A 20,141-nucleotide genomic window follows, 5' to 3' on the forward strand; every position below is an offset into this window, starting at 1 on the left:
CAGGTCACATTTCCGCGGCGGCCTCCGAATTCGCGTTCGCGCCGGGAAATACCGGCTCGCGTTTCTCCAGGAAGGCGGCGAACGCCTCGAGCACGTCGGGCCCGGCGAGATTGACGGCCTGGGCCCTGGTCTCGGCGTCCAGCGCCTCGTCGAGCGTCCGGTCGGCGCCGGCGGCGAGCAGCGCCTTGGTCTGCGCCAGCGCCGTGGGGGCGCCTGCCGCGAGCCGCTCGGCGAGTTCGGCGGTGAAGGCGTCGATCTCGGGCTCCGGCCGCACCCAGGTGACGAGCCCGAGCGCCAGCGCCTCCTCGGCGCCGATGGCCTCGGCGAGCAGGGTGAGCCGCTTGGCCTGCTGTATCCCGACCAGCCGGGGCAGCACCCACGACCCGCCGCAGTCCGGGGAGAGCGCGCGGCGGGTGAAGATCTGGCAGAAGCGGGCGTCGGGCGCCGCGACCACGAGATCGCAGGCGAGCGCGAGGTTCCAGCCCGCGCCGTAGGCCGGGCCGCGCACCTTCGCCACCGTCGGCACCGGGAGTTCGTGCAGCCGCCGCACCACCTCGTTGATGCCGCGCATCTCCTCGGCCGGGTCCGGGAACTCCTCCACGTCGGCGGTGGCGGAGAGGTCCGCCCCGGCGGAGAAGGCGCCGCCCGCGCCGGTGAGCACCACCGCCCTCGCCGCGCCCGCCGCGATCTCGGCCAGCTGTTCCCGCAGCGCCGCCCACAGCGCGCGGTCGAGGGCATTGCGCCGGTCCGGGCGGTTCAGCGTGAGGGTGCGCACGCCGCCGCGCTGCTCGGCCAGGAGTACGGTCATGGTGTTCCTTCCATGGCGGGGACCGCGATCCCCGCTGTGCCGAGCGCGACGATCTCCCGCGGATCGAAACCCGCTGCGCGCAAGACGGATTCGGTGTGCTCGCCGAGCGCGGGGACGGCGCCCATCGGTGCGGCCCAGCCCTCGATCACCGGCGGCGGCAGCAGCGCGGTCACGGTGCCGCCGGGGCTGTCGACCGGGCGCCACCGGTCCCGCGCCGCCAGCTGCGGGTGCGCGTTGACCTCGTCGGGGGTGTTGAACCTGGCGTTCCCGATCCCCGCCGCGTCGGCGCGGCGCCGGATCTCGTCCAGGGGGAGCTCGGCGCACCACGCGGCGAGCGCGGTGTCGAGCTCGGCCCGGTGTGCCACGCGTCCGGTATTGCTCGCGAACCGCTGGTCCGCCGCCAGCTCGGGCCGGGCGAGCAGCTCGGTCGCCAGCCGCTGCCACTCCCGGTCGTTGGTGGTGCCGAGGACAACGGTGGAGCCGTCGGCGGTCGGATAGGCGCCGTAGGGCGCGACCGCGGGCGAGCCCATGCCGACCGGCGGCTGCTCGCTGCCGGAGTAGCGGGCGTGCGTGAGCGGGTACCCCATGAGCTCGGTCATGGTGTCGAACAGGCTCACCGACGCGGTGGCGCCGCCCCGGCGGTACAGCAGCGCGAGGATCGTGATCGCGGCGTAGAGCCCAGCGGTGACGTCGGCGACCGGTGGCCCCGGCTTGGCGGGCGCGCCGGGGAACCCGGTGACGGCGCAGGCCCCGGACTCGGCCTGGATCAGCAGGTCGTAGGCGCGCTTGTGCGACAGCGGCCCGCCCGCGCCGTACCCGTCGATCTCCAGCGCGATCAGCCCGGGGTAGCGCCGCCGCAGCTCGGCGGGGTCGAGCCCGCGCCGGGCGAGCGCGCCGGGCGCGAGATTCGCGACGAACACGTCCGCCGTGGCCAGCAGCCGGTGGAGCACCGCGAGCCCCTCCGGCGCGGTGATGTCCAGCGCGATCGATTCCTTGCCCCGGTTGGCCCAGACGAAGTGCGCCGCCTGCCCGTGCACCACGTCGTCGTAGTGCCTGGCGAAGTCGCCGCCGCGCGGATTCTCCACCTTGATCACCCGCGCGCCCAGATCGGCGAGGGTGCGGGTGCACATCGGGGCCGAGACCGCCTGCTCCAGGGCGACCACGGTGACGCCTGCGAGCGGTCCCGTCATCAGATCACCAGCCCGCCGTCCACCGCTAGGACCTGCCCGGTGATGTAGGAGGCCGCGTCCGAGGCGAGGAAGACGAAGGCGTTGGCCACTTCGGCGGGTTCGGCCCAGCGGCGGAGCGGAATCCGGGCCAGCGTCTGCTCGGCGAAACGCTCGTCGGTGCGGATGGTCTCGGTCATCGGGGTGGCCGCCGCGGGGGCCAGCGCGTTCACCGTGATCTGCTTGCGGGCCAGCTCCTTGGCCAGCGATTTGGTGAGCCCGACGATGCCCGCCTTGGCGGCGGAGTAGTTCACCTGGCCGAGCGCGCCGGTGAGCCCGGCCGATGAGGTGACGTTGATGATCCGCCCGGTGCCGTCCTGCGGCAGGTACGCCAGTGCGGCCTTGGCGCAGCGGAACGCGCCGAGGACATGGATGTCGAGCATGGCCAGCACCGATTCCTCGGTGGTCTTGGCGAACATCGCGGGTGCGGTGGCGCCTGCGTTGTTGACCACGATGTGCAGAGCGCCGCCGGTCAGCGCGGCCGCGCGGGCCGCCGCGGCGGTGGCCGCCGCACTGTCGCGCACATCGAGCGCCACCGCCTCGGCGATCCCGCCCGCGCTCGTGATGCGCTCGGCCGTCCCGGCGGCCGCGGCGTCGTCCAGGTCGGTCACCAGCACCGCCGCGCCGCGGGCGGCGAGCGCGACGGCCACGGCCGCGCCGATCCCGCCCGCGGCCCCGGTCACCAGCGCCGAGCGCCCGGACAGGTCGAACGGGTCGCGCTCGCTCACCCGGCCACCTCGAACGACACCGGCAGCGCGGTGGGGGAGCGGAACGGCTGGCCGAAGATGTGCGGGTCGTCCTCGGTCAGCAGGGTGATGCCGGTGAGGCGATCCAGCAGGACCTCCAGCGCCACCCTGGTCTCCATCCGGGCCAGGTGCAGCCCGAGGCAGGTGTGCGCGCCTGCGGTGAAGCTGATGTGTGGCAGCCGCTTGCGATGGATGTCGAACTCCTCGGCGCGTTCCCAGCGCCCCTCGTCCCGGTTCGCCGCGCCCAGCGCGATGTCCAGGGTCGCGCCCTTCGGGATCGCGACCCCCTCGAGTTCGGTGTCGCGGGTCACCGTGCGCTGAACCAGGGTCAGCGGGGTCTCGTAGCGCAGCCCCTCCTCGATGGCCGGGCTGAGCAGCCTGCGGTCCGCCTGCAGCGCCGCGAACTGCTCGGGGTGGGTGAGCAGCAGGTAGAGCAGGTTGCCCGAGGAGCGGTAGGTGGTCTCCAGCCCGGCGGGCAGCAGCAGCCGCAGGAACGAGTAGATCGCCTCGTCGGTGAGCTGCTCGCCCTCGATGTCGGCGGCCACCAGGTCGCCGATGATGTCGTCGGTGGGCTGCGACCGGCGCTGGTCGATGTGGCCCTGGAAGTACTCCTGCAGCGCCCCCGACGCTTCGAAGGCGGCCTTGTAGTCGCCGGTGTAGCTGATGATGTCGACCGCGGCCTTGCGGAAGAAGGGAAGATCCTCCGCCGGGAGTCCGAGCAGCTCGGCGATCACCCGGGTCGGGAACTCGAAGGTGAACTCCCGCACCAGATCCGCGGTGCCGCGCTCGGCGAACTCGTCGATCAGGGCGGTGCAGATCGGCCGCACGATCTCCGGCTCCCAGGTCTGCAGCGACTGCGGCTTGAAGGCCGCGGCGACCAGGTTGCGGTGCGCCTTGTGCCTGGAGCCGCTCATGGCCAGGATCGTCGGGCCCATGAAGACACCGATGGTGCTGTCGTAGAGCTTGGAGCTGAAGGTCTCGTTGTCACGCAGCGCGGCGTTCGTGGCCGACCAGGACAGCGCCGTCCAGGAATCCTTCGGCCGGAAGGCCTCCGGGGTGCGGGAGTAGTCCATGACGCCGCCGTGGTAGACGCCGTGCTCGCGCCGCTTCGCGGCGAAGAAGGGGTAGGGATCGCGGAGATCGATCTCCCGTACGGGGCTGTTCACAGTTCACCTTTCGAGTAGTGCGCGGCTACAGCGCGAGCGGGCCGCCGACCGACATCGGGGCGACGAAGCCGCCGTCGATGTGCAGGTCCTGGCCGTTCACCCAGCCCGCGGCCGGGGAGCCGAGGAAATCGAGCACCGGGACGATGTCGGCGGCGGTGGCGTGCCTGCCGACGGTGGCCTTCACCACGTCGAGCACGTCCTTGCCCATCGAGGTCTCGAAGTCGCCGAGGATCGGGGTCTCGGTGGGGCCGGGGCTCACCGAGTTCACCCGGACCCCGTACTTCTGCCACGCCGCGAGCGCGAGGCGCTTCACGTAGAGGACCGCCGCCTGCTTGGAGGTGCTGTACACCGGGTAGTTCGGGTCCTGGCCGGCCTGCCAGGCCTGCACGGCGGCCTCGTCGGTCGCCGCGAGCAACCCCTCGAGCTCGGTGATCCGCTGCTGCCAGCCGAGCGCGGCCACCGAGGCGACGGTCACCACCGCGCCGCCGGTGCGCAGCAGCGGCAGCATGCCCTCCACGGTGCGCCGCAGGCCCAGGTAGTTCACCGCGAGCACGTCGGCGGCGGGCGCGGTGCCGGGCACGCCCGCGACGTGCGCGAGCAGATCCCAGCCGTCGCCGATGCCGGCCAGCAGGTCCGCGATCGAGGCGGGATCGCGCAGATCACACTGCCGGTGCTCGGCGGCCGGGGTGTCGCTGTCCCGGATGTCGACGGCGAGTACGTGCGCACCGGCCGCGTGGAAGTGCGCCGCCGCCGCGGCGCCGATGCCGGAGCCTGCACCCACCACCACGATTCTGCGCTGTGCCTGCGCCATGTGAACACCACCGTCCGGATCGTTTCGAAAGACTTACGGAATGCTTGACAGTAAGCTCGACTATAAATCACGCTGACACTCGAGACAACGAGCCCCGAAGGACGGAACAGCCCAGATGAGCACGCCGATCGTCGATGAAGCCGCGAAGGTACTCGCGGAGCCAGCTGCCTACACCGACGAGCCGCGTCTGCACGCCGCGCTGTCGGAGTTGCGCGCCAACACCCCGGTGTCCTACGTCGACGTCCCCGGGTACAAGCCCTTCTGGGCCGTCACCAAGCACGCCGACGTGCTCGCGGTCGAGCGCAACAGCAAGATGTTCAGCAACTGGCCGCGGCCGGTGCTGATGTCGGCGGAGTCCGACGAGCAGCAGGCCGCGGTCGGCATCCGCACCCTGATCCACATGGACGACCCGCAGCACCGGGTGGTGCGCGCCGTCGCCGCGGACTGGTTCGGCCCGAAGGCCATGCGCGCCATGGACCTGCGCATCACCGACCTGGCCAAGCGGTACGTGGATCGGATGCGCGACGCGGGTGGCGAGTGCGACTTCGTGCAGCAGGTGGCGGTCAACTACCCGCTGTACGTGATCATGTCGCTGCTCGGCGTGCCCGAATCGGACTTCCCGCGGATGCTGAAGCTGACCCAGGAGCTGCTCGGCAGCGACGACGAGGAGTACCAGCGCTCGGCCGTCTCGCAGGAGGAGAAGGTCGGCGCGCTGCTCGACATGTTCGCCTTCTTCAACGATCTCACCGCGGCGCGGCGGGCCACCCCGACCGAGGATTTGGCCTCCACCATCGCCAATGCCCGCATCGACGGCGAGCCGCTCGGCGATATCGACACCGTCTCCTACTACGCGATCATCGCGACGGCGGGCCACGACACCACCAGCGGCACCATCTCCGGCGGCATGCGCGCGCTGGCGGAGAACCCGGACCAGCTGGCCCGGCTGCAGGCCGACATGTCGCTGCTGCCGCAGGCCACCGAGGAGATGATCCGCTGGGTCACCCCGGTCAAGGCGTTCATGCGCACCGCGACCGCCGACACCACCGTCCGCGGCGTGCCGATCGCCGAGGGCGACTCGTTGCTGCTCTCCTACATCTCGGCCAACCGCGACGAGGAGGCCTTCGACGACCCGTTCCGCTTCGATGTCGGGCGGGAGCCGAACAAGCACGTCGCCTTCGGCTTCGGCATCCACTTCTGCCTCGGCGCGGCGCTGGCCCGGCTCGAGGTGAACCGCTTCTTCGCCGAGCTGATCCCGCGGCTCACCTCGGTGGAGCTGGCCGGCGAGCCGGAGCTGATCGCGACCACCTTCGTCGGCGGCCTCAAGCACCTGCCCATCCGCTACTCCCTGCGCTGAGGAAGGCCACCGATGAGCTGGAAGGAAACGCTGGAGGACCTGGATGGGCGCCGGGAGCGGTCCGCGGCGATGGGCGGCCCCGAGCGGGTCGCCAGGCACCGGGCCAAGGGCAAGCTGGACGCCAGGGCCCGGATCGCGCACCTGCTCGATCCCGGCTCGTTCCAGGAGTTCGGCGCGCTGGTCGGCGGTGAGATCGCGGCCGATGCCATCGTGACCGGTTCCGGCTTGATCGGTGGCACCCCGGTGATGGTCGGCGCGGAGGATTTCACGACGGTGGCGGGCACCATCGCGCCGGGCAGCAATGCCAAGCGCTACCGTCTCGCCGAGCTCGCCGTGCGCAACAAGGTGCCGCTCGTGATGCTGCTGGAGGGCGCGGGCTTCCGGCCGACCGGCGCGCACTACGGCCGCACCCCCACCGACCTGCTCGCGCAGGCGCGGTGCTCCGGCAAGGTGCCGATGGTCACCGGCGTGCTCGGCCCGTCGGCCGGGCACGGCGCGCTGATCGCCCCGGTCTCGGATTTCGCGATCATGAGCCGCCAGGGCGCCATCTTCACCGCGGGCCCGCCGGTGGTGCGGGAGTCCACCGGGGAGGAGATCAGCAAGGAGGAGCTGGGCGGCCCGGACGTGGCGGTGCCGAGCGGGCTCATCCACAATGTCGCCGAGACCGACGAGGACGCGCTGGACGAGATCCGCCGCTACCTCGCGTACTTCCCGTCGAGTGCCTGGTCCTACCCACCCGCCCAGCTCTCCGACGACTCCACCGAGCCGCGCGCGACCCCGGAGCTGCTCGACATCATCTCCCGGGACAACCGCAGCACCTACGACATCCGCACGGTGCTCGACGTCGTGTTCGACACCCCGGACTGGTTCGAGGTGCAGCCCGGGTACGGCCCCGCGATCGTGTGCGCGCTTGCCCACCTGGGCGGGCATCCGGTGGCGGTGGTCGCCAACCAGCCCGAGATCCTGGCCGGCTCGATCGATACCGCCGCGGCGAACAAGGCCGCGCACTTCATCACGGTCGCGGACTCGTTCCACCTGCCGCTGGTGTTCCTCGCCGACAACCCGGGGATGCTGCCCGGCAGCGAATCCGAACGCGCGGGGGTGCTGCGGGCGGGGGCGCGGATGTTCGCCGCCCAGACCACGGCGAGCACCATCAAACTGCACGTCACGCTGCGCAAGGCGTATGGGTTCGGGTCGATGGTCATGTCGCTCATCGGCTTCGACAACCAGACCGCCGCCTACGCCTACCCCGGCGCCACCATGGGGGCCATGAGCGCCGCCGCGCTCGGACTGGCCTCCGGCGCGGCGGAGGAGGTGGCCGCGCAGCTGCGCGAGATGGAGCTGCTGGCGTCCTACTACTCCGCCGAGCACATGGGCTTCGACGAGCTGATCCGCCCGGAGGAGACCCGCGACGCGCTGCTGACCGCGCTGCGCCGCGGCATCTTCGCCCGCCAGCAGGTGGCGGAACCGGTGCTGCGCACGGCCATCGTGCCCTGAGTGTCCGGTGGCGCCTCGGGGGAGGCGCCACCGGACAGCGGGCGGTCAGCGGTCGGCGTCGGTGTAGCGGATGATGCCGCGCAGGTCGTGGCCGCCGAGCAGCTCGGCGTAGGCGTCGTTGATCTGCTCAAGCCCGATGTCGGGATAGACCTCGGCGGCCCCGAACTCGGCCGCCCGCTCCCGTTTCCACTGCGCGGCTTCGACCACGAAGATCCGGCGGGCCCCGGAGAGCACGGCGGCCTGCAGCGTGGAGGCCCCGACCGCCCCGAGCTCGATGATCGCCACGTCCGCACCGGGCGCGATCCGGGCAGTGGTGCACGGCCGCGCCGTGCTCCCCGATCTCGATCTCCTCCACCGGCCACGCTGTGTCGAGTCCCCAGAGCAAAGCGCCTTCGGTTTTCATCCGAGTTCCCGTCCCGAACCTTGTGTCATCCCTTACCGATAGGTATACAGTAACAGCGTCAGGCCAGATCGTCGTGGAGGAATGCAGTGACCGAATGGACCATCGGCACGGTGCTCGACGCCGTGGCGTCGGCAGTGCCGGAGCGAACGATGACGGTGTGCGGCGAGCGCCGCAGCACCTTCGCCGAGTCCGCGGAGCGCACCCGCCGGTTCGCCAACTTTCTCGCCGATCGCGGGCTGGGCCTGCACACCGAGCGGGCGGAGCTGGAGCGCTGGGAGTGCGGCCAGGACCGGGTCGCGTTGCTCATGCGCAACGACCTCTACCTCGACGTGATGATCGGCTGCCTGAAGGCGCGTACCGTCCCGGTCAACGTCAACCCCAGCTACACCGCGCACGAGGTCGGCGAGCTGCTCGCCTACCTGCGCCCGAGCGCGGTGGTGTACCACCGGGCCTTCGGTCCGGTGCTGGCCGAGGCGGTGCCCCACCTGTCCGAGCTGCTGCTGATCGTGGTGGAGGACGGCAGTGGTGCGGCGGAGCTGCCCGGCGCGATCGCCTTCGAGGAGGCGGTGCGCAGCGGCGACCCGGACCGGGTCATCGAGACATCCCCCGACGACGTGGCGATGTTGTGTACCGGCGGAACCACCGGGCGGCCCAAGGGCGTGCTGTGGCGGCAGGCCGACCTGTACGTCTCCTCGATGAACGGCGGAGACCACGAGTCCATCGATGTACTCCACGGTTTCGCGCGCGCCACCGGCCAGTCCTGGTTCGCCATGTCCCCGCTCTCGCACGCCGCGGGGATCTTCACCGCCTGCGCCGGGCTGCTGGCCGGGCAGACCATCGTGCTCTACGACGACCGCAACCGCTTCGACGCCCGGCTCGCGCTGGAGACCGCCGAGCGGGAGCAGGCCGCGCTGCTCACCATGGTCGGCGACGCCTACGCCGCCCCGCTCGTCGCCGCGCTGCGCGAGCGCACCTACGACCTCTCGGGGCTGTTCGGCATCGGCACCGGCGGCGCGGCCACCAACCCGGTGTACAAGCGGGCGCTGCTCGAGCTGCTGCCGCACATCATGATCATGGAAGGCTACGGCTCCTCGGAGACCGGCGGCATGGGCTTCGGGCGCAGCAGCAAGGACAACCCGGTCGAGACCTTCGCGCCGATGCCGGGCGGCACCGCCATCTCCGCCGACCGTACCCGGTTCCTGGAGCCGGGGGAGAGCGAGATCGGCTGGGCCGTGCGGGTCGGGCGGGTGCCGCTCGGCTACTTCGACGACCCCGAGGCCACCGCGCGCACCTTCCCCGAGATCGACGGCGAGCGCATGGCCGTGCCCGGCGACCGGGTGACCGTCGACGCGGACGGCACCCTCCGGCTGCTCGGCCGGGACTCGCTGGTGATCAACACCGGCGGCGAGAAGGTCTTCGTCGAGGAGGTCGAGGAGGTGCTGCGCGCCTGCCCCGGTATCGCCGACGCCCTCGTGGTCGGCAGGCCGAGCCCGCGCTGGGGCAACGAGGTGGTCGCGCTGGTCTGCACCGAGTCGGGGGAGATCCCGGCGGCGGAGCTGCGCACCGCCTGCCGGGAGAAGCTGGCCGGCTACAAGATCCCCAAGGACTTCCTCCCCGTCGCCGAGGTGCGGCGCCTCGGCAACGGCAAACCAGACTACCGGTGGGCGGCCGAGCGGGCCCTGGAATCCGTCGCCGGAGAGATCGGAGCCTGATCCGTGACCAGAGTCATCGATGGACTGGTGAACGTGCACTTCGGCGAGGTCGAGCAGCAGCCCGACTGGATGCTGAAGGTGCGCGACGACTACTTCAAGGGCCCGAAGTCGATGTTCGCTCAGCCGGAGCTGGACGAGCTGATCGACGAGATGGACGAGCAGGGCGTCGAGAAGGCGATCCTGATGTACAACATGCGCAAGCCGTCGGCGACCGCGCTGAAGTTCGTGGAGGCGCGGCCGGAGCGGTTCGCGCTGGCAATCAACGGCGTCGACCTGCTGCGCCCCGTGGCCTCGCTGCGCGAGCTGACCGCACTGACCCGCGATCTGCCGGTCGCCTACACCGCCGTCGGCGCGAGCTTCTGGGGCGAGGGCAGGTACCCGCCCAGCGACGCGGTGTACTACCCGCTCTACTACAAGTGCTCGGAGCTGGGGCTGCCGCTCTGCATGAATACCGGCATCCCGGGCCCGCCCATCCCGGGCGAGGTGCAGAACCCGATCTACCTGGACATGGTCTGCGTGCGCTTCCCCGAGCTGAAGCTGTGCATGATCCACGGCGCCGACCCGTGGTGGGACGTGGCGATCCGGCTGCTGATCAAGTACTCGAATCTGCGGCTGATGACCTCGGCCTGGTCGCCGAAGCGGCTGCCGGACAGCCTGATCCACTACATGCGGACCAGAGGCAAGCAGAAGGTCATGTTCGGGTCGGACTGGCCGGTGCTGCCGATGCGGCGGGTGATCCCCGAGGCGCTCGCGCTCGACCTGCCCGCCGACGTCATCGACAACTACCTCTACGCCAACGCCGAGGCGTTCTTCTTCGGTGGCAGGGCGGGTCAGGAGCAGGAATGAATCGCTACGAACTGCGCAGACAGGACTACAGCCTCTCCGAGGACCAGTCCGAGCTGCAGGCCGTCTACGCCAAGTTCTTCCGCACCCGCTGCCCGATCGACACGGTCCGCGCGGCCGAGGGCACCGGGTTCGACAAGAGCCTGTGGGAGCAGCTCGCGGGTACCGGGGCGACCAGCATGGCGCTGCCGGAGTCGGCGGGCGGCGACGGCGCGGGCCTGGTCGAGCTCACCCTCCTCGCCGAGGAGCTGGGCCGGGCGCTCGCGCCGGTGCCATGGATCGAGCACGTCACCACGGCGCGGCTGCTGGCCCGGCTGGGGTCGGTCCAGGACGATGTCGTGCAGGGCAGGCGGATCGTCGCGCTGGACCCGGACCCGGCCGCGCGGCCCGGCCCCCGGCTGATCCCCGCCGGGGCGGTCGCCGACGAGGTCGTCCTGCTCGACGGCGCGGACGTGGTCCGGCTGACCTTCGACAGCCCGCCCGCCCGGGTGGAGAACATCGGCAAGCTGCCGATGGCCTGGGTGGACGCGAGCACCGCGGATTCCGTCACGGTGCTCGCCTCCGGCCCGGACGCGGTGGCCGACTACCGGCGCGCGCTCGACGAGTGGCGGGTCCTCACCGCCGCCGCACTCGTCGGGCTGCTCGACGAAACCCTGCGCATCGCCGCCGAATTCGCGACCTCCCGCTACACCCTCGGGGTGCCGATCGGCACGTTGCAGGCGATCTCGCACCCGCTGGCGAACATCGCCGTCGCGGTGAACGGGGGCCGCAACCTGAACCGGCGCGCCGCCTGGTTCCTCGACCACGAGCCGGAGCATCAGCCGGAGCTGCCCGCCGCGGCGTTCGTCTTCATCACCGGCGAGGCGCCCGCCGCGGCGACCGTGGCCGTGCAGGTGCAGGGCGGTCTCGGGGTGTCGGCCGAGGCGGCCTCGGCGGCCTACCTGGTGCGGGCCAGGGGCTGGGCGCTGGCCGGCGGCGACCCCGCGCTGCACGCCCGTGAGCTGGCCGAGACCGTGGCCCGGCGCGAAGCCGCGGCCGAATCCGCATAGGAGTACGCAGACATGGATTTCTCACGGGTGGAACTGTCCGAGGAGGACACCCGCTTCCAGGCCGAGGTTCGCGCCTTCCTCGACGAGCACGTCACCGACGAGGTGCGGCGCCGCGACCGCGAGACCGGTGACAACTTCGACGAGGGTGTGCACCTGGCCATGGCCGCCGCCGGCTGGCTCGCCGCCGAGCTGCACCGGGAGGGCGGGCCGGAGCTGAACCGGCTGCGCGAGCGGCTCTGGGACCTGGAGAAGCGCCGCGCCGAGGTGCCGTGGGTGACCTGGGGGACGACCAAGATCGTGGTGCCGTCGGTGCTGCGGCACGGTTCGCAGGAGCTGCAGGACGAGGTGCTGCCCGGCGTGCTCGACGGGACCGTCCGGCTCTGCCTCGGCTACACCGAGCCGGACGGCGGCTCCGACGTCGCCACCTGCAAGACCCGCGCGGTGCGCGACGGTGACCACTGGATCATCAACGGCTCGAAGATGTTCACCACCGGCGCGCACAACTCCCGCTACGTCTTCCTGATCACCAACACCGACCCCGCCGCGCGCAAGCACAAGAGCCTCACCATGTTCCTGGTGCCGCTGGACACCCCGGGCATCGAGATCCAGGGGCTGCGCACCGTGGACGGCGACCGCACCAACATCGTCTACTACAGCGACGTGCGGGTGCCCGACCGCTACCGCCTCGGCGAGGTGAACGACGGCTGGGCGGTGCTGCTCGGCCCGCTCAACGAGGAGCACGGCGTGGTCGACGCCGCCAACGACGGGCTGCAGGACGTCTCGATCATGACGCACCAGGGATCGACCATGGCGACCACCGTCGATCGGGTCGCCGGGCTCGCCGCCGACCGGGTGGCCGAGGACGCCTCGGCGGCGGTGCGGCTGGGCCGCAGCGTCGCGAAACTCGAGGCCGCGCTGAGCGCGCCGCACATGTTCGGCCGGGTGGCGCTGGCCCAGACCATGCGCGACATCTCGCCCGATCTGATGGATGTGCTCGGCCCGGCGGCGGCGCTGTCCGCGGGCGCCGATGGCGCCGCCGACGAGGGCGCCGCCGGCTACCTGTACCGGTGGGCACCGCTGTGCGGGATCTACGGCGGCACGCTCGAGGTGTTCCGCAATATGATCGCCCAGCACGTCCTCGGTCTCGGCAGGCCCGCCTATGCGCCGCCGAAGCAGCCCGTGGCCGCGAGCTGATGCCGGAGCACGACGCCCAGCGCCCGCTGCCGCTGCTGACCCCGCAGAACGAGTTCTTCTGGACCTCGGGAGCGGACGGGCGGCTGCGGGTGCAGGAGTGCCTCTCCTGCAGCGCGCTCATCCACCCGCCGCAGCCGGTGTGCCGGTACTGCCGCGGCGAGCAGATCGGCGTGCGGGCGGTCTCCGGTGCCGCCACCCTGATCGGGTTCACCGTCAACCACCGCTTCGCGCTGCCGGGCCTGCCCGCCCCCTACGTGGTGGCGCAGGTCGCGCTCAGCGAGGACGCGCGGGTGCGGCTGACCACCAACGCGGTGCAGTGCGATCCGGACACCCTGCACCTCGGGATGCCGATGGAGGTGGTGTTCGAGCAGCACGACGACGTCTGGCTGCCGCTCTTCCGCCCGGCCCCGCCGCCCGCGCTGCCCGCGCCGCTGCCCGAGGACGAGGTCACCGCCGACACCGTCGGCCGGTACGTGCGCCGCCCGGCGAGCACGGAGAAGTTCGAGGACCGGGTCGCCATCACCGGCATCGGCGCGACGCCACCCGGCAGGCGCACCATGGCCGACCCGCTGGCGCTGACGCTGCGGGCCTGCCGGGAGGCGGTCGCCGACGCCGGGCTGCTGCTCGACGACATCGATGGCCTCTCCACCTACCCGGGCCCCAACCTCGGCCCGTTCGGCGAGGGCGGGGTCACCGCGGTGGAATCCGCGCTCGGGCTGCGGCCGACCTGGCACAGCGGCGGCCCGGAGACCTTCGGCCCCGGCGGCTCGGTGATCGCGGCCATGCTCGCCGTGGCGAGCGGGCTGGCCAGGCACGTGCTGTGCTTCCGCACCATCTGGGAGTCCACCTACGGCGAGCTGGTGCGCACGGGCAGGCTCACCGCGCCCGGTGGCCGCACCGACAGCTGGCAGATCCCGTTCGGCGCCACCTCGGCCGCGCACACCCTGGCCCAGAACGCGCAGCGGCATTTCCACCGCTACGGCACCGACCGGGAAACCCTCGGCTGGATCGCGCTCAACCAGCGCGCCAATGCCGCCCTGAACCCGGACGCCATCTACCGCGACCCGCTCACGATGGACGACTACCTGAATGCCCGCCCGATCACCACGCCGTTCGGGCTCTACGACTGCGATGTTCCGTGCGATGCCGCCGTCGCCGTTGTCGTCTCGGCGAAGGACGCCGCCCGTGACCTGGCCCGCCCGCCCGTCCTGGTGGAGGCCGTCGGCACCCAGATCATCGAGCGGCTGGAGTGGGACCAGAGCACGCTCACCCACGAACCCCAGGTCATCGGCCAGGCGGCGCACCTGTGGACCCGCACCGACCTGCGCCCGGCCGACGTCGATGTCGCCCAGCTCTACGACGGCTTCACCTTCAACTGCCTGTCCTGGATCGAGGCGCTCGGCTTCTGCGGGATCGGCGAGGCGAAGGACTTCCTGCGGGCCGGGAAGAACATCGCGCGCGACGGCGTGCTGCCGCTGAACACCCACGGCGGCCAGCTCTCGCACGGCCGCACGCACGGGATGGGGCTGCTGCACGAGGCGATCGTGCAGCTGCGCGGCGACGGCGGGGCCAGGCAGGTCGCCGGCGCCTCGGTCGCGGTGGTCTCCAGCGGCGGGCTCACCCCCAGCGGGGTGCTGTTGCTCCGGGCCGACCGATGAGGGCCCGCACCGTCGAGGTCGACGGGATCCCGATGTCGGCGCTCTGCGCGGAGGTCGACGAGCCGCGCGCGGTGCTGGTCGCCGTGCACGGCGGCGCGGCCAACGCGCGCTACTTCGACCTGCCCGGCCATCCGCGCGCGTCGCTGCTGCGCACCGGCGCCGCGCTCGGCTTCACCGTGCTGGCGCCGGACCGCCCCGGCTACGGCGCCTCCGCCGTCGCCGAGGCCGAGTTCCGGCCGCCGCGGCGCCGGGTCGACGCGATGTACCGCACCGTGGACGCCCTGCTCGGTGCCCGCAGCCGCGGTGCGGGCGTCTTCCTGGTCGGGCACTCGGCCGGGTGTGATCTCGCCGTCCGGATGGCCGCCGACGAGCGCGGCGACGCCCTGCTCGGGCTCGAACTCGCCGGAACCGGGCTGGTCCGGCAGGAGCGCGCCATCCAGCGGATCGCGGCCCTGGTCCGGGAGCAGGACCGCGCCGGCATCCGCGATCTGCTGTGGCAGCCGGCGCGGGTGTATCCGCCGGAGCTGTTCGGCGGCAGGCCGATTGCCGACAGGGCGCCCGGCTACGAAGCCGACGTCGCGGTGGACTGGCCGGACGACTTCCGGGCGCTGGCCCCCGATATCCGGGTTCCGGTGCGCGTCACCTGCGCCGAGCACGAATCGGTGTGGCGACGCGACGCCGCGGCGCTCGACGAGATTCGCGGAATCTTCCCCGGCGCACCGCGGTTCGAGTTCAACCACCAGGCCGACGCGGGGCACAACCTGAGCGCGGGTCACGGCGCCACCGCCTACCACCTCGGCGTGCTCGCCTTCGCCGAGGAGTGCGCGGTGGCCGCCGCGGCCGCACCGGACGAGAAGGAGCGCGGCGCATGAAGTACGTGCTGGAGTATCCGAGCGAACAGCCCAGTGCCCCGCTCGACTACCTGCGCCCGGAGGTGATCCGCGAGGTCGCCGTGCGCGCCGAGGCCGTCGGCTTCGACGCGCTCGCGCTGAGCGAGCACCCCGCGCCTTCGGCCAAGTGGCGGGGCGCGGGCGGGCACGAAACCCTCGACCCGATCGCGGCGCTCGGCTTCGTGGCCGGCGTGACCAGCACGCTGCGGCTGCTGACAAACCTGTACGTGCTGCCGTTCCGCAACCCGTACCTGTCGGCCAAGGCGCTCGGCAGCCTGGATATCGTCTCCGGCGGCCGGCTGATCGCCGGGGTCGGGGCCGGGTACCTGCGCGCCGAGTTCGCCGCGCTCGGGGTCGCTCACGAGCGGCGCGCCGCCCTGTTCGACGAGGCGCTGGGCGCGCTGCGCTCGATCTGGACGGACCCCGCGAAGCCGGTGTCCGGCAGTGGCTTCGGCGCACCGGGCGAGACCTGGTCGCAGCGGCCGGTGCAGCGCCCGCACCCACCCCTCTGGATCGGCGGCAACGGCGCCGCGGCCCGGCGGCGGGTGGTCGTGCACGGTGACGGCTGGATGCCGATCATCGCCGCCGCGCGCATGGCCGCCGCCATGCGCACCGCCGCACTGGAGACACCCGAGCAGTTCGGGGACGCGGTCGATCGGCTGCGCCGAGATCTGGAGCGGGCGGGACGTGACCCGGAATCGGTGACGATCCAGGTCGTGTGCCCGCACTTCCGCTTCGACGACCCCGCGAGCGTCGCCGACGCCCGTGCCGTGCTCGCCGACCTGGGCAAGCGCGGCGCCACCTCCGCGGTGGTGCACGCCGACGGCAGCTCGCCCGCGGCGACCGCGGCCTTTCTCGACCGCTTCGGCGAGACATTCCACGACGACTGGAGGACATCGTGAAGGTTCCGTTCACCTGGAAGGTCACCGGCTGGTTCATGATCGGCTGGTCGGCCGAGTTCCCGCAGGGGCAGAGCAGCCCGCTGCACTACTTCGGCGAAGACCTGGTGGCCTACCGCGACGACGCGGGGGAGCTGCACGTGCTCACCGGGCACTGCCGCCACCTCGGCGCGCACCTCGGGCACGGCGGCAAGGTCGTCGGCGACTGCATCGAGTGCCCGTTCCACGGCTGGCGCTGGGGGCCGGACGGCCGCAACAAGAACATCCCCGGCGAGAGCCGGGTCAATCGCGGGCTCAAGCTGCGGGTCTACCCGGTGAACGAGCAGAACGGGTGCGTGTTCATGTGGCACCACCCCGAGGGCGAGCCGCCGAGCTGGGAGATGCCGGACATCCTCGGGCTCTTCCCGGATCTCGCCAGGGATCCGGACTCCTTCTACCGGCCCTATCCGGAGTTCTCCCGCAAGGCCGAGCGCGAGCCGGTGCACCCGCAGGTCGTGCTGGAGAACGGCCCCGACAGCGCGCACTTCCGCTACGTGCACCGCGCGACGGTGACCCCGAAGATGCTCGAATGGACCGAGGAGGGCCACACCTGGAACTTCCTCACCGGCTGGCCCGACGTCCGCAGTGAAGACCCGGATGCCATGGCGCTGCGTATCCACGCGCAGATGTTCGGGCTCGGCGGCTCGATCAGCGCCTTCGAGGGCTCGTCCAACCACCGGCTCATCTTCGCCGCCACGCCCGTGGACGACGAGAGCTCGGATCTCTTCTACTCCATCTGGTGGCCCAAGCTGCCCGGTGACGACGGCGACGTGCCGCCGCCGGAGGTGCAGGCCAAGGTGGAGCGGCAATTCCTCATCACGGTGTGGGACGACCTGAGCATCTGGCGCTACCAGAAGTACGTCGAGCACCCGGCGCTCTCGCCCGCGGACGTGAAACCGTATATGTCGCTGCGCAAGTGGGCGCAGCAGTTCTACGACGTGCCGGTGTGAGCCGCCCGCTGCCCGCTGCGCTGGTCGACCCGGCGCACACCGCGCTGATCACCCAGGAGTTGCAGGGCGCGGTCGTCGGCCCGGCCGCCGGGCTGCCCGCGCTCGCCGAGGTCGCCCGCGCCGAGGCGCTGCCGAATATCGCCGCGCTGCTCCCCGCGGCTCGTTCCGCCGGGGTCACCGTGGTGCACTGCCTGGTCGAGCGCCGCGCCGACGGCCGCGGCTCCAACCACAATGCCGCGCTCTTCGCCCTCGCCCGGCGCGGCGTCGCCGTCACCCCCGGCAGCCCCGGTGCCGCGCTCCTCCCCGAGTTCGGCCCGGAACCCGAGGATCTCGTGTCGACCCGCCGCCACGGCCTCGGCCCCATGGGCGGCACCGACCTCGACGCCACCCTGCGCAACCTCGGCATCCGTACCCTCGTCGTCACCGGCGTCTCCCTGAATGTCGCCATCCCGAACCTGGTCATGGACGCGGTCAACCGCGCCTACGACGTCGTACTGCCCCGAGACGCGGTCGCCGGGGTGCCCGCCGAGTACGGCGCCGCCGTCATCGCCAACTCCCTCGCCCTGCTCACCACGGTCACGACGACGGCCGAGCTGATCGAGGTGTGGTCGGAGTAGGGGGTTTTTACCGCGATGACGTAGTATTTCCTCGCATACGGTACGAAAACCGGCTCGGGGAAGGGGTGCGCCATGCTGTTGAAGTTCCGCGTAGCCAACTTCCGCTCGATCCGAGACGAGCACGAGCTGTCATTCGTCGCCGCCGACCCGGACGAGGGGACGGCATGGCCGACCGGTGTGGTGGCGGGCGGCAAGGAGATCTCGCTCCTCTCGGTCGTCGGCATCTTCGGGGCGAACGCCTCCGGTAAGTCCAACGTGCTGCAGGCCGTCCTCGCCATGCGGTCCGCCGTCGTGGACTCCGTGGCCGAGTGGGCGCGGCTCGATGGCATTCCGCGCGAGCCCTTCGCGCTCGATCCTGCGGCTCGCGGGGAGACCACGCTCTTCGAGGTCGATGTCCTGCTCGGTCCACGCAGAGTGCGGTACACCTACGGTTTCGAACTCTCCGACGAGCGGGTCGAGGCCGAGTGGCTGCACGCCTATCCCGAAGGCCACAAGCAGGTCTGGTTCGATCGCGAGGCCGATCGGGAAGACGGTGACGACTTCCGCTTCCCGAATTCGAACCTTCGGGAAGGTAAGCGGCTCACCGAACTCACCAGACCGAACGCGCTGCTCCTCACGGTCGGGGCGAGTTTCAACCACAAGCAGCTCGGCGAGGTGCATCGGTGGTTTCTCAAGGATCTGCGGCTGGTCACGTCGGATCGCGACGTCCGGAGCCGCAGTGCCCATACCCGCGATCGGCTGATCGACGGCCGGTACCGCGAGCAGATCGAGGCCCTGCTGGTCGCGGCCGACCTGGGAATCGTCGGATTGGCGATCGATAGTTCCCTGCCGAGGGAGAAGCGGGTCCGGCTCCTGCATCGGACGCGTGCGGGCGCACCGGTCCCGCTCGATTTCCTCTCCCAGGAATCACTCGGGACGCACGCCTGGTTCGCTTTTCTCGGGCCCGCGCTCGACGTGCTCGCGAGCGGCTCGGTTCTGCTGGCCGATGAACTCGACGCCAGCCTGCACCCGCTGCTCGCCGCCGAGGTGATCGGCATGTTCCAGGACCTGGAGGCCAACCCGAATCGGGCCCAATTGCTGTTCACCACCCACGATGCGACGCTGCTCGGCACCGCGGCCGCCGGTCGGCCGCTCGGTCGCGAACAGGTCAGGGTGACGGCCAAGAAGGCCACGGGGGAGACCGAGCTGTATCCGCTCACCGACGCCCATCCGCGCAGGGACGAGAATTTGGAGCGGGGTTATCTGCGCGGTCGCTATGGCGGGGTGCCGCGGGTGATGACCGGTGAGGTGGCCCGTGAGGTCGCGCAACTCCGGGCGGCGGACGAGTGAGCCGGAAACGCCGCAGCGATCCGAATGCGGAGCGGTCGGTGCATCCGGCACCGGGGCGGCCACGTTCCGTCCGGCTCTTCTATGTCGCCGTCGAGGGCGAGAAGACCGAGCCCGATTATCTCGCTCATCTCCAGAGGAGTCACGGCGAGGAGTACGGGTTCCGGATTCACCCGCTGTTCCGCCCGAATGGGCGAGGTGCGGCGTCCAGATCGCTTTCTCGCATCCCTCCTTCGGCCTGTGGCTTCTTCTGCACTTTCAATCGTTCGGTGGCGCGCAGGGCGGCTCCGACAGAATCGTGCACGAGAAATTGCGGGGTCGGCAGCACTGGGAGTCGTTCTCGGATCGGGGTGACAAAAGCGTCGGAGGCTACCGTGCGGCGACGTTGACAGGAAAGCACCGGGCAGCCGCGCGACGTGCCGAAAAGCTGACCGAGGATTGCCCGACCGATGGTTGTTCTGCCGCGTCGGGGCACAGGAGTCACTGCGACCCGCTGAAGCGGGATCCGTCGACCGACGTGTGGCGGCTACTCGAAGCCCTGGGGCTGCTGAGGTAGCGAAAGTCGCTGGCGGCGAGCTCCAGCGACCAGCAGGCCGACGGCGATCCAGATGACCGGCCAGGGGGCGGGTTCGAAGATGATCGCGGCGAACACGGACCAGACGCCCAGCCCGACGGCGAGGAACGTGGGCGGGGCGATGTCGCGGCGATCCAGCCACATCACCAGGGCGCCGATCAGCGCGAGCGGCAGGCCGAAACTGCCCGCGGTGAGCCAGAACGCGCTGTTCGCCGGAGTCATGTCGATGATGTCACCGCCCTCGCCCCACACCCCACCGGAGAACCAGTCGCCGCCGTGACGCGGGGCCGTGAGCACGAGGCCCGCCAGCAGATGTCCGGCGCCGAGAAGCAAGAGCAGGCGGCCCGCCCAGGTGATCATGTCGCACTCCGTCCTAGAT

Annotated in this window: 20 protein-coding genes; 13 read left to right on the top strand and 7 right to left on the bottom strand. The window is 71.4% G+C overall.

Annotated features, from left to right (window positions below; genetic code table 11):
- Positions 1-4: 4 nt before the first annotated feature.
- Genes ACFO0B_RS01875 through ACFO0B_RS01895 form a run of 5 tightly spaced genes read right to left on the bottom strand, consistent with a single transcriptional unit; the run spans position 5 to position 4,757 of the window.
- Positions 5-808, bottom strand: a complete 804-nt coding sequence (locus ACFO0B_RS01875) for an enoyl-CoA hydratase/isomerase family protein (RefSeq protein WP_378610505.1) — start codon at positions 806-808, stop codon at positions 5-7.
- Complete coding sequence (locus ACFO0B_RS01880; RefSeq protein ID WP_378610506.1) at positions 805-1,998, bottom strand: CaiB/BaiF CoA transferase family protein; 1,194 nt, start codon at positions 1,996-1,998, stop codon at positions 805-807. The genes ACFO0B_RS01875 and ACFO0B_RS01880 overlap by 4 nt, the downstream gene beginning before the upstream one ends.
- A complete protein-coding gene (locus ACFO0B_RS01885) occupies positions 1,998-2,762 on the bottom strand; it encodes an SDR family NAD(P)-dependent oxidoreductase (protein WP_378610507.1) in 765 nt (254 codons plus the stop codon). The genes ACFO0B_RS01880 and ACFO0B_RS01885 overlap by 1 nt, the downstream gene beginning before the upstream one ends.
- Positions 2,759-3,946: a cytochrome P450 gene (locus ACFO0B_RS01890; RefSeq protein ID WP_378610508.1), complete on the bottom strand. Its 1,188-nt coding sequence runs from the start codon at positions 3,944-3,946 to the stop codon at positions 2,759-2,761. Before ACFO0B_RS01890 ends, ACFO0B_RS01885 begins: the two co-directional genes overlap by 4 nt.
- 25 nt (positions 3,947-3,971) lie before the next feature.
- Positions 3,972-4,757, bottom strand: coding sequence for a coniferyl-alcohol dehydrogenase (locus ACFO0B_RS01895; RefSeq protein ID WP_378610509.1), 786 nt, complete (start codon positions 4,755-4,757; stop codon positions 3,972-3,974).
- Between the two features lie 115 nt (positions 4,758-4,872).
- Between ACFO0B_RS01895 and ACFO0B_RS01900 the strand changes: the two genes are divergently transcribed.
- Both ACFO0B_RS01900 and ACFO0B_RS01905 read left to right on the top strand, forming a co-directional pair.
- Positions 4,873-6,111 (top strand): cytochrome P450, encoded by a 1,239-nt coding sequence (locus ACFO0B_RS01900; protein ID WP_378610510.1) that lies wholly within the window; start codon positions 4,873-4,875, stop codon positions 6,109-6,111.
- Positions 6,112-6,123: 12 nt separating this feature from the next.
- Complete coding sequence (locus ACFO0B_RS01905) at positions 6,124-7,608, top strand: acyl-CoA carboxylase subunit beta (RefSeq protein WP_378610511.1); 1,485 nt, start codon at positions 6,124-6,126, stop codon at positions 7,606-7,608.
- Between the two features lie 45 nt (positions 7,609-7,653).
- Here the strand turns inward: ACFO0B_RS01905 and ACFO0B_RS01910 are convergent, their stop codons facing one another.
- On the bottom strand, positions 7,654-7,893 hold the full coding sequence (locus tag ACFO0B_RS01910; protein ID WP_378610512.1) for a hypothetical protein: 240 nt from the start codon (positions 7,891-7,893) through the stop codon (positions 7,654-7,656).
- 204 nt (positions 7,894-8,097) lie between these two features.
- Here ACFO0B_RS01910 and ACFO0B_RS01915 point away from each other — a divergent pair, with 204 nt between their 5' ends.
- The 11 genes from ACFO0B_RS01915 (at position 8,098) to ACFO0B_RS01965 (ending at position 19,744) form a co-directional block, all read left to right on the top strand.
- Positions 8,098-9,723 (top strand): AMP-binding protein, encoded by a 1,626-nt coding sequence (locus ACFO0B_RS01915; protein WP_378610513.1) that lies wholly within the window; start codon positions 8,098-8,100, stop codon positions 9,721-9,723.
- Between the two features lie 3 nt (positions 9,724-9,726).
- Positions 9,727-10,569 (top strand): amidohydrolase family protein, encoded by an 843-nt coding sequence (locus ACFO0B_RS01920; protein WP_378610514.1) that lies wholly within the window; start codon positions 9,727-9,729, stop codon positions 10,567-10,569.
- The gene (locus ACFO0B_RS01925) at positions 10,566-11,615 is read left to right on the top strand and encodes an acyl-CoA dehydrogenase family protein (RefSeq protein ID WP_378610515.1); all 1,050 of its coding nucleotides are present in this window, start codon (positions 10,566-10,568) and stop codon (positions 11,613-11,615) included. The genes ACFO0B_RS01920 and ACFO0B_RS01925 overlap by 4 nt, the downstream gene beginning before the upstream one ends.
- A 12-nt stretch (positions 11,616-11,627) precedes the next feature.
- Entirely contained in the window at positions 11,628-12,809 is a 1,182-nt protein-coding gene (locus tag ACFO0B_RS01930) for an acyl-CoA dehydrogenase family protein (protein WP_378610516.1), read from the top strand.
- On the top strand, positions 12,809-14,467 hold the full coding sequence (locus tag ACFO0B_RS01935; protein WP_378610517.1) for a thiolase C-terminal domain-containing protein: 1,659 nt from the start codon (positions 12,809-12,811) through the stop codon (positions 14,465-14,467). Before ACFO0B_RS01930 ends, ACFO0B_RS01935 begins: the two co-directional genes overlap by 1 nt.
- Complete coding sequence (locus ACFO0B_RS01940; protein WP_378610518.1) at positions 14,464-15,339, top strand: alpha/beta fold hydrolase; 876 nt, start codon at positions 14,464-14,466, stop codon at positions 15,337-15,339. The genes ACFO0B_RS01935 and ACFO0B_RS01940 overlap by 4 nt, the downstream gene beginning before the upstream one ends.
- Entirely contained in the window at positions 15,336-16,259 is a 924-nt protein-coding gene (locus ACFO0B_RS01945; RefSeq protein WP_378610519.1) for a TIGR03619 family F420-dependent LLM class oxidoreductase, read from the top strand. Before ACFO0B_RS01940 ends, ACFO0B_RS01945 begins: the two co-directional genes overlap by 4 nt.
- On the top strand, positions 16,256-17,245 hold the full coding sequence (locus ACFO0B_RS01950; RefSeq protein ID WP_378610520.1) for an aromatic ring-hydroxylating oxygenase subunit alpha: 990 nt from the start codon (positions 16,256-16,258) through the stop codon (positions 17,243-17,245). The genes ACFO0B_RS01945 and ACFO0B_RS01950 overlap by 4 nt, the downstream gene beginning before the upstream one ends.
- Positions 17,242-17,862, top strand: coding sequence for a cysteine hydrolase (locus ACFO0B_RS01955; protein WP_378610521.1), 621 nt, complete (start codon positions 17,242-17,244; stop codon positions 17,860-17,862). The genes ACFO0B_RS01950 and ACFO0B_RS01955 overlap by 4 nt, the downstream gene beginning before the upstream one ends.
- 72 nt (positions 17,863-17,934) lie before the next feature.
- Positions 17,935-19,191: an AAA family ATPase gene (locus ACFO0B_RS01960; RefSeq protein ID WP_378610522.1), complete on the top strand. Its 1,257-nt coding sequence runs from the start codon at positions 17,935-17,937 to the stop codon at positions 19,189-19,191.
- The gene (locus ACFO0B_RS01965) at positions 19,157-19,744 is read left to right on the top strand and encodes an RloB domain-containing protein (RefSeq protein WP_378610523.1); all 588 of its coding nucleotides are present in this window, start codon (positions 19,157-19,159) and stop codon (positions 19,742-19,744) included. The genes ACFO0B_RS01960 and ACFO0B_RS01965 overlap by 35 nt, the downstream gene beginning before the upstream one ends.
- Here the strand turns inward: ACFO0B_RS01965 and ACFO0B_RS01970 are convergent.
- Positions 19,715-20,122, bottom strand: a complete 408-nt coding sequence (locus ACFO0B_RS01970) for a DUF6463 family protein (RefSeq protein WP_378610524.1) — start codon at positions 20,120-20,122, stop codon at positions 19,715-19,717. The genes ACFO0B_RS01965 and ACFO0B_RS01970 overlap by 30 nt on opposite strands.
- Positions 20,123-20,141 lie beyond the last annotated feature (19 nt).

The organism is Nocardia jiangsuensis, assembly GCF_042650385.1.
Taxonomy (GTDB): Bacteria; Actinomycetota; Actinomycetes; order Mycobacteriales; family Mycobacteriaceae; genus Nocardia; species Nocardia jiangsuensis.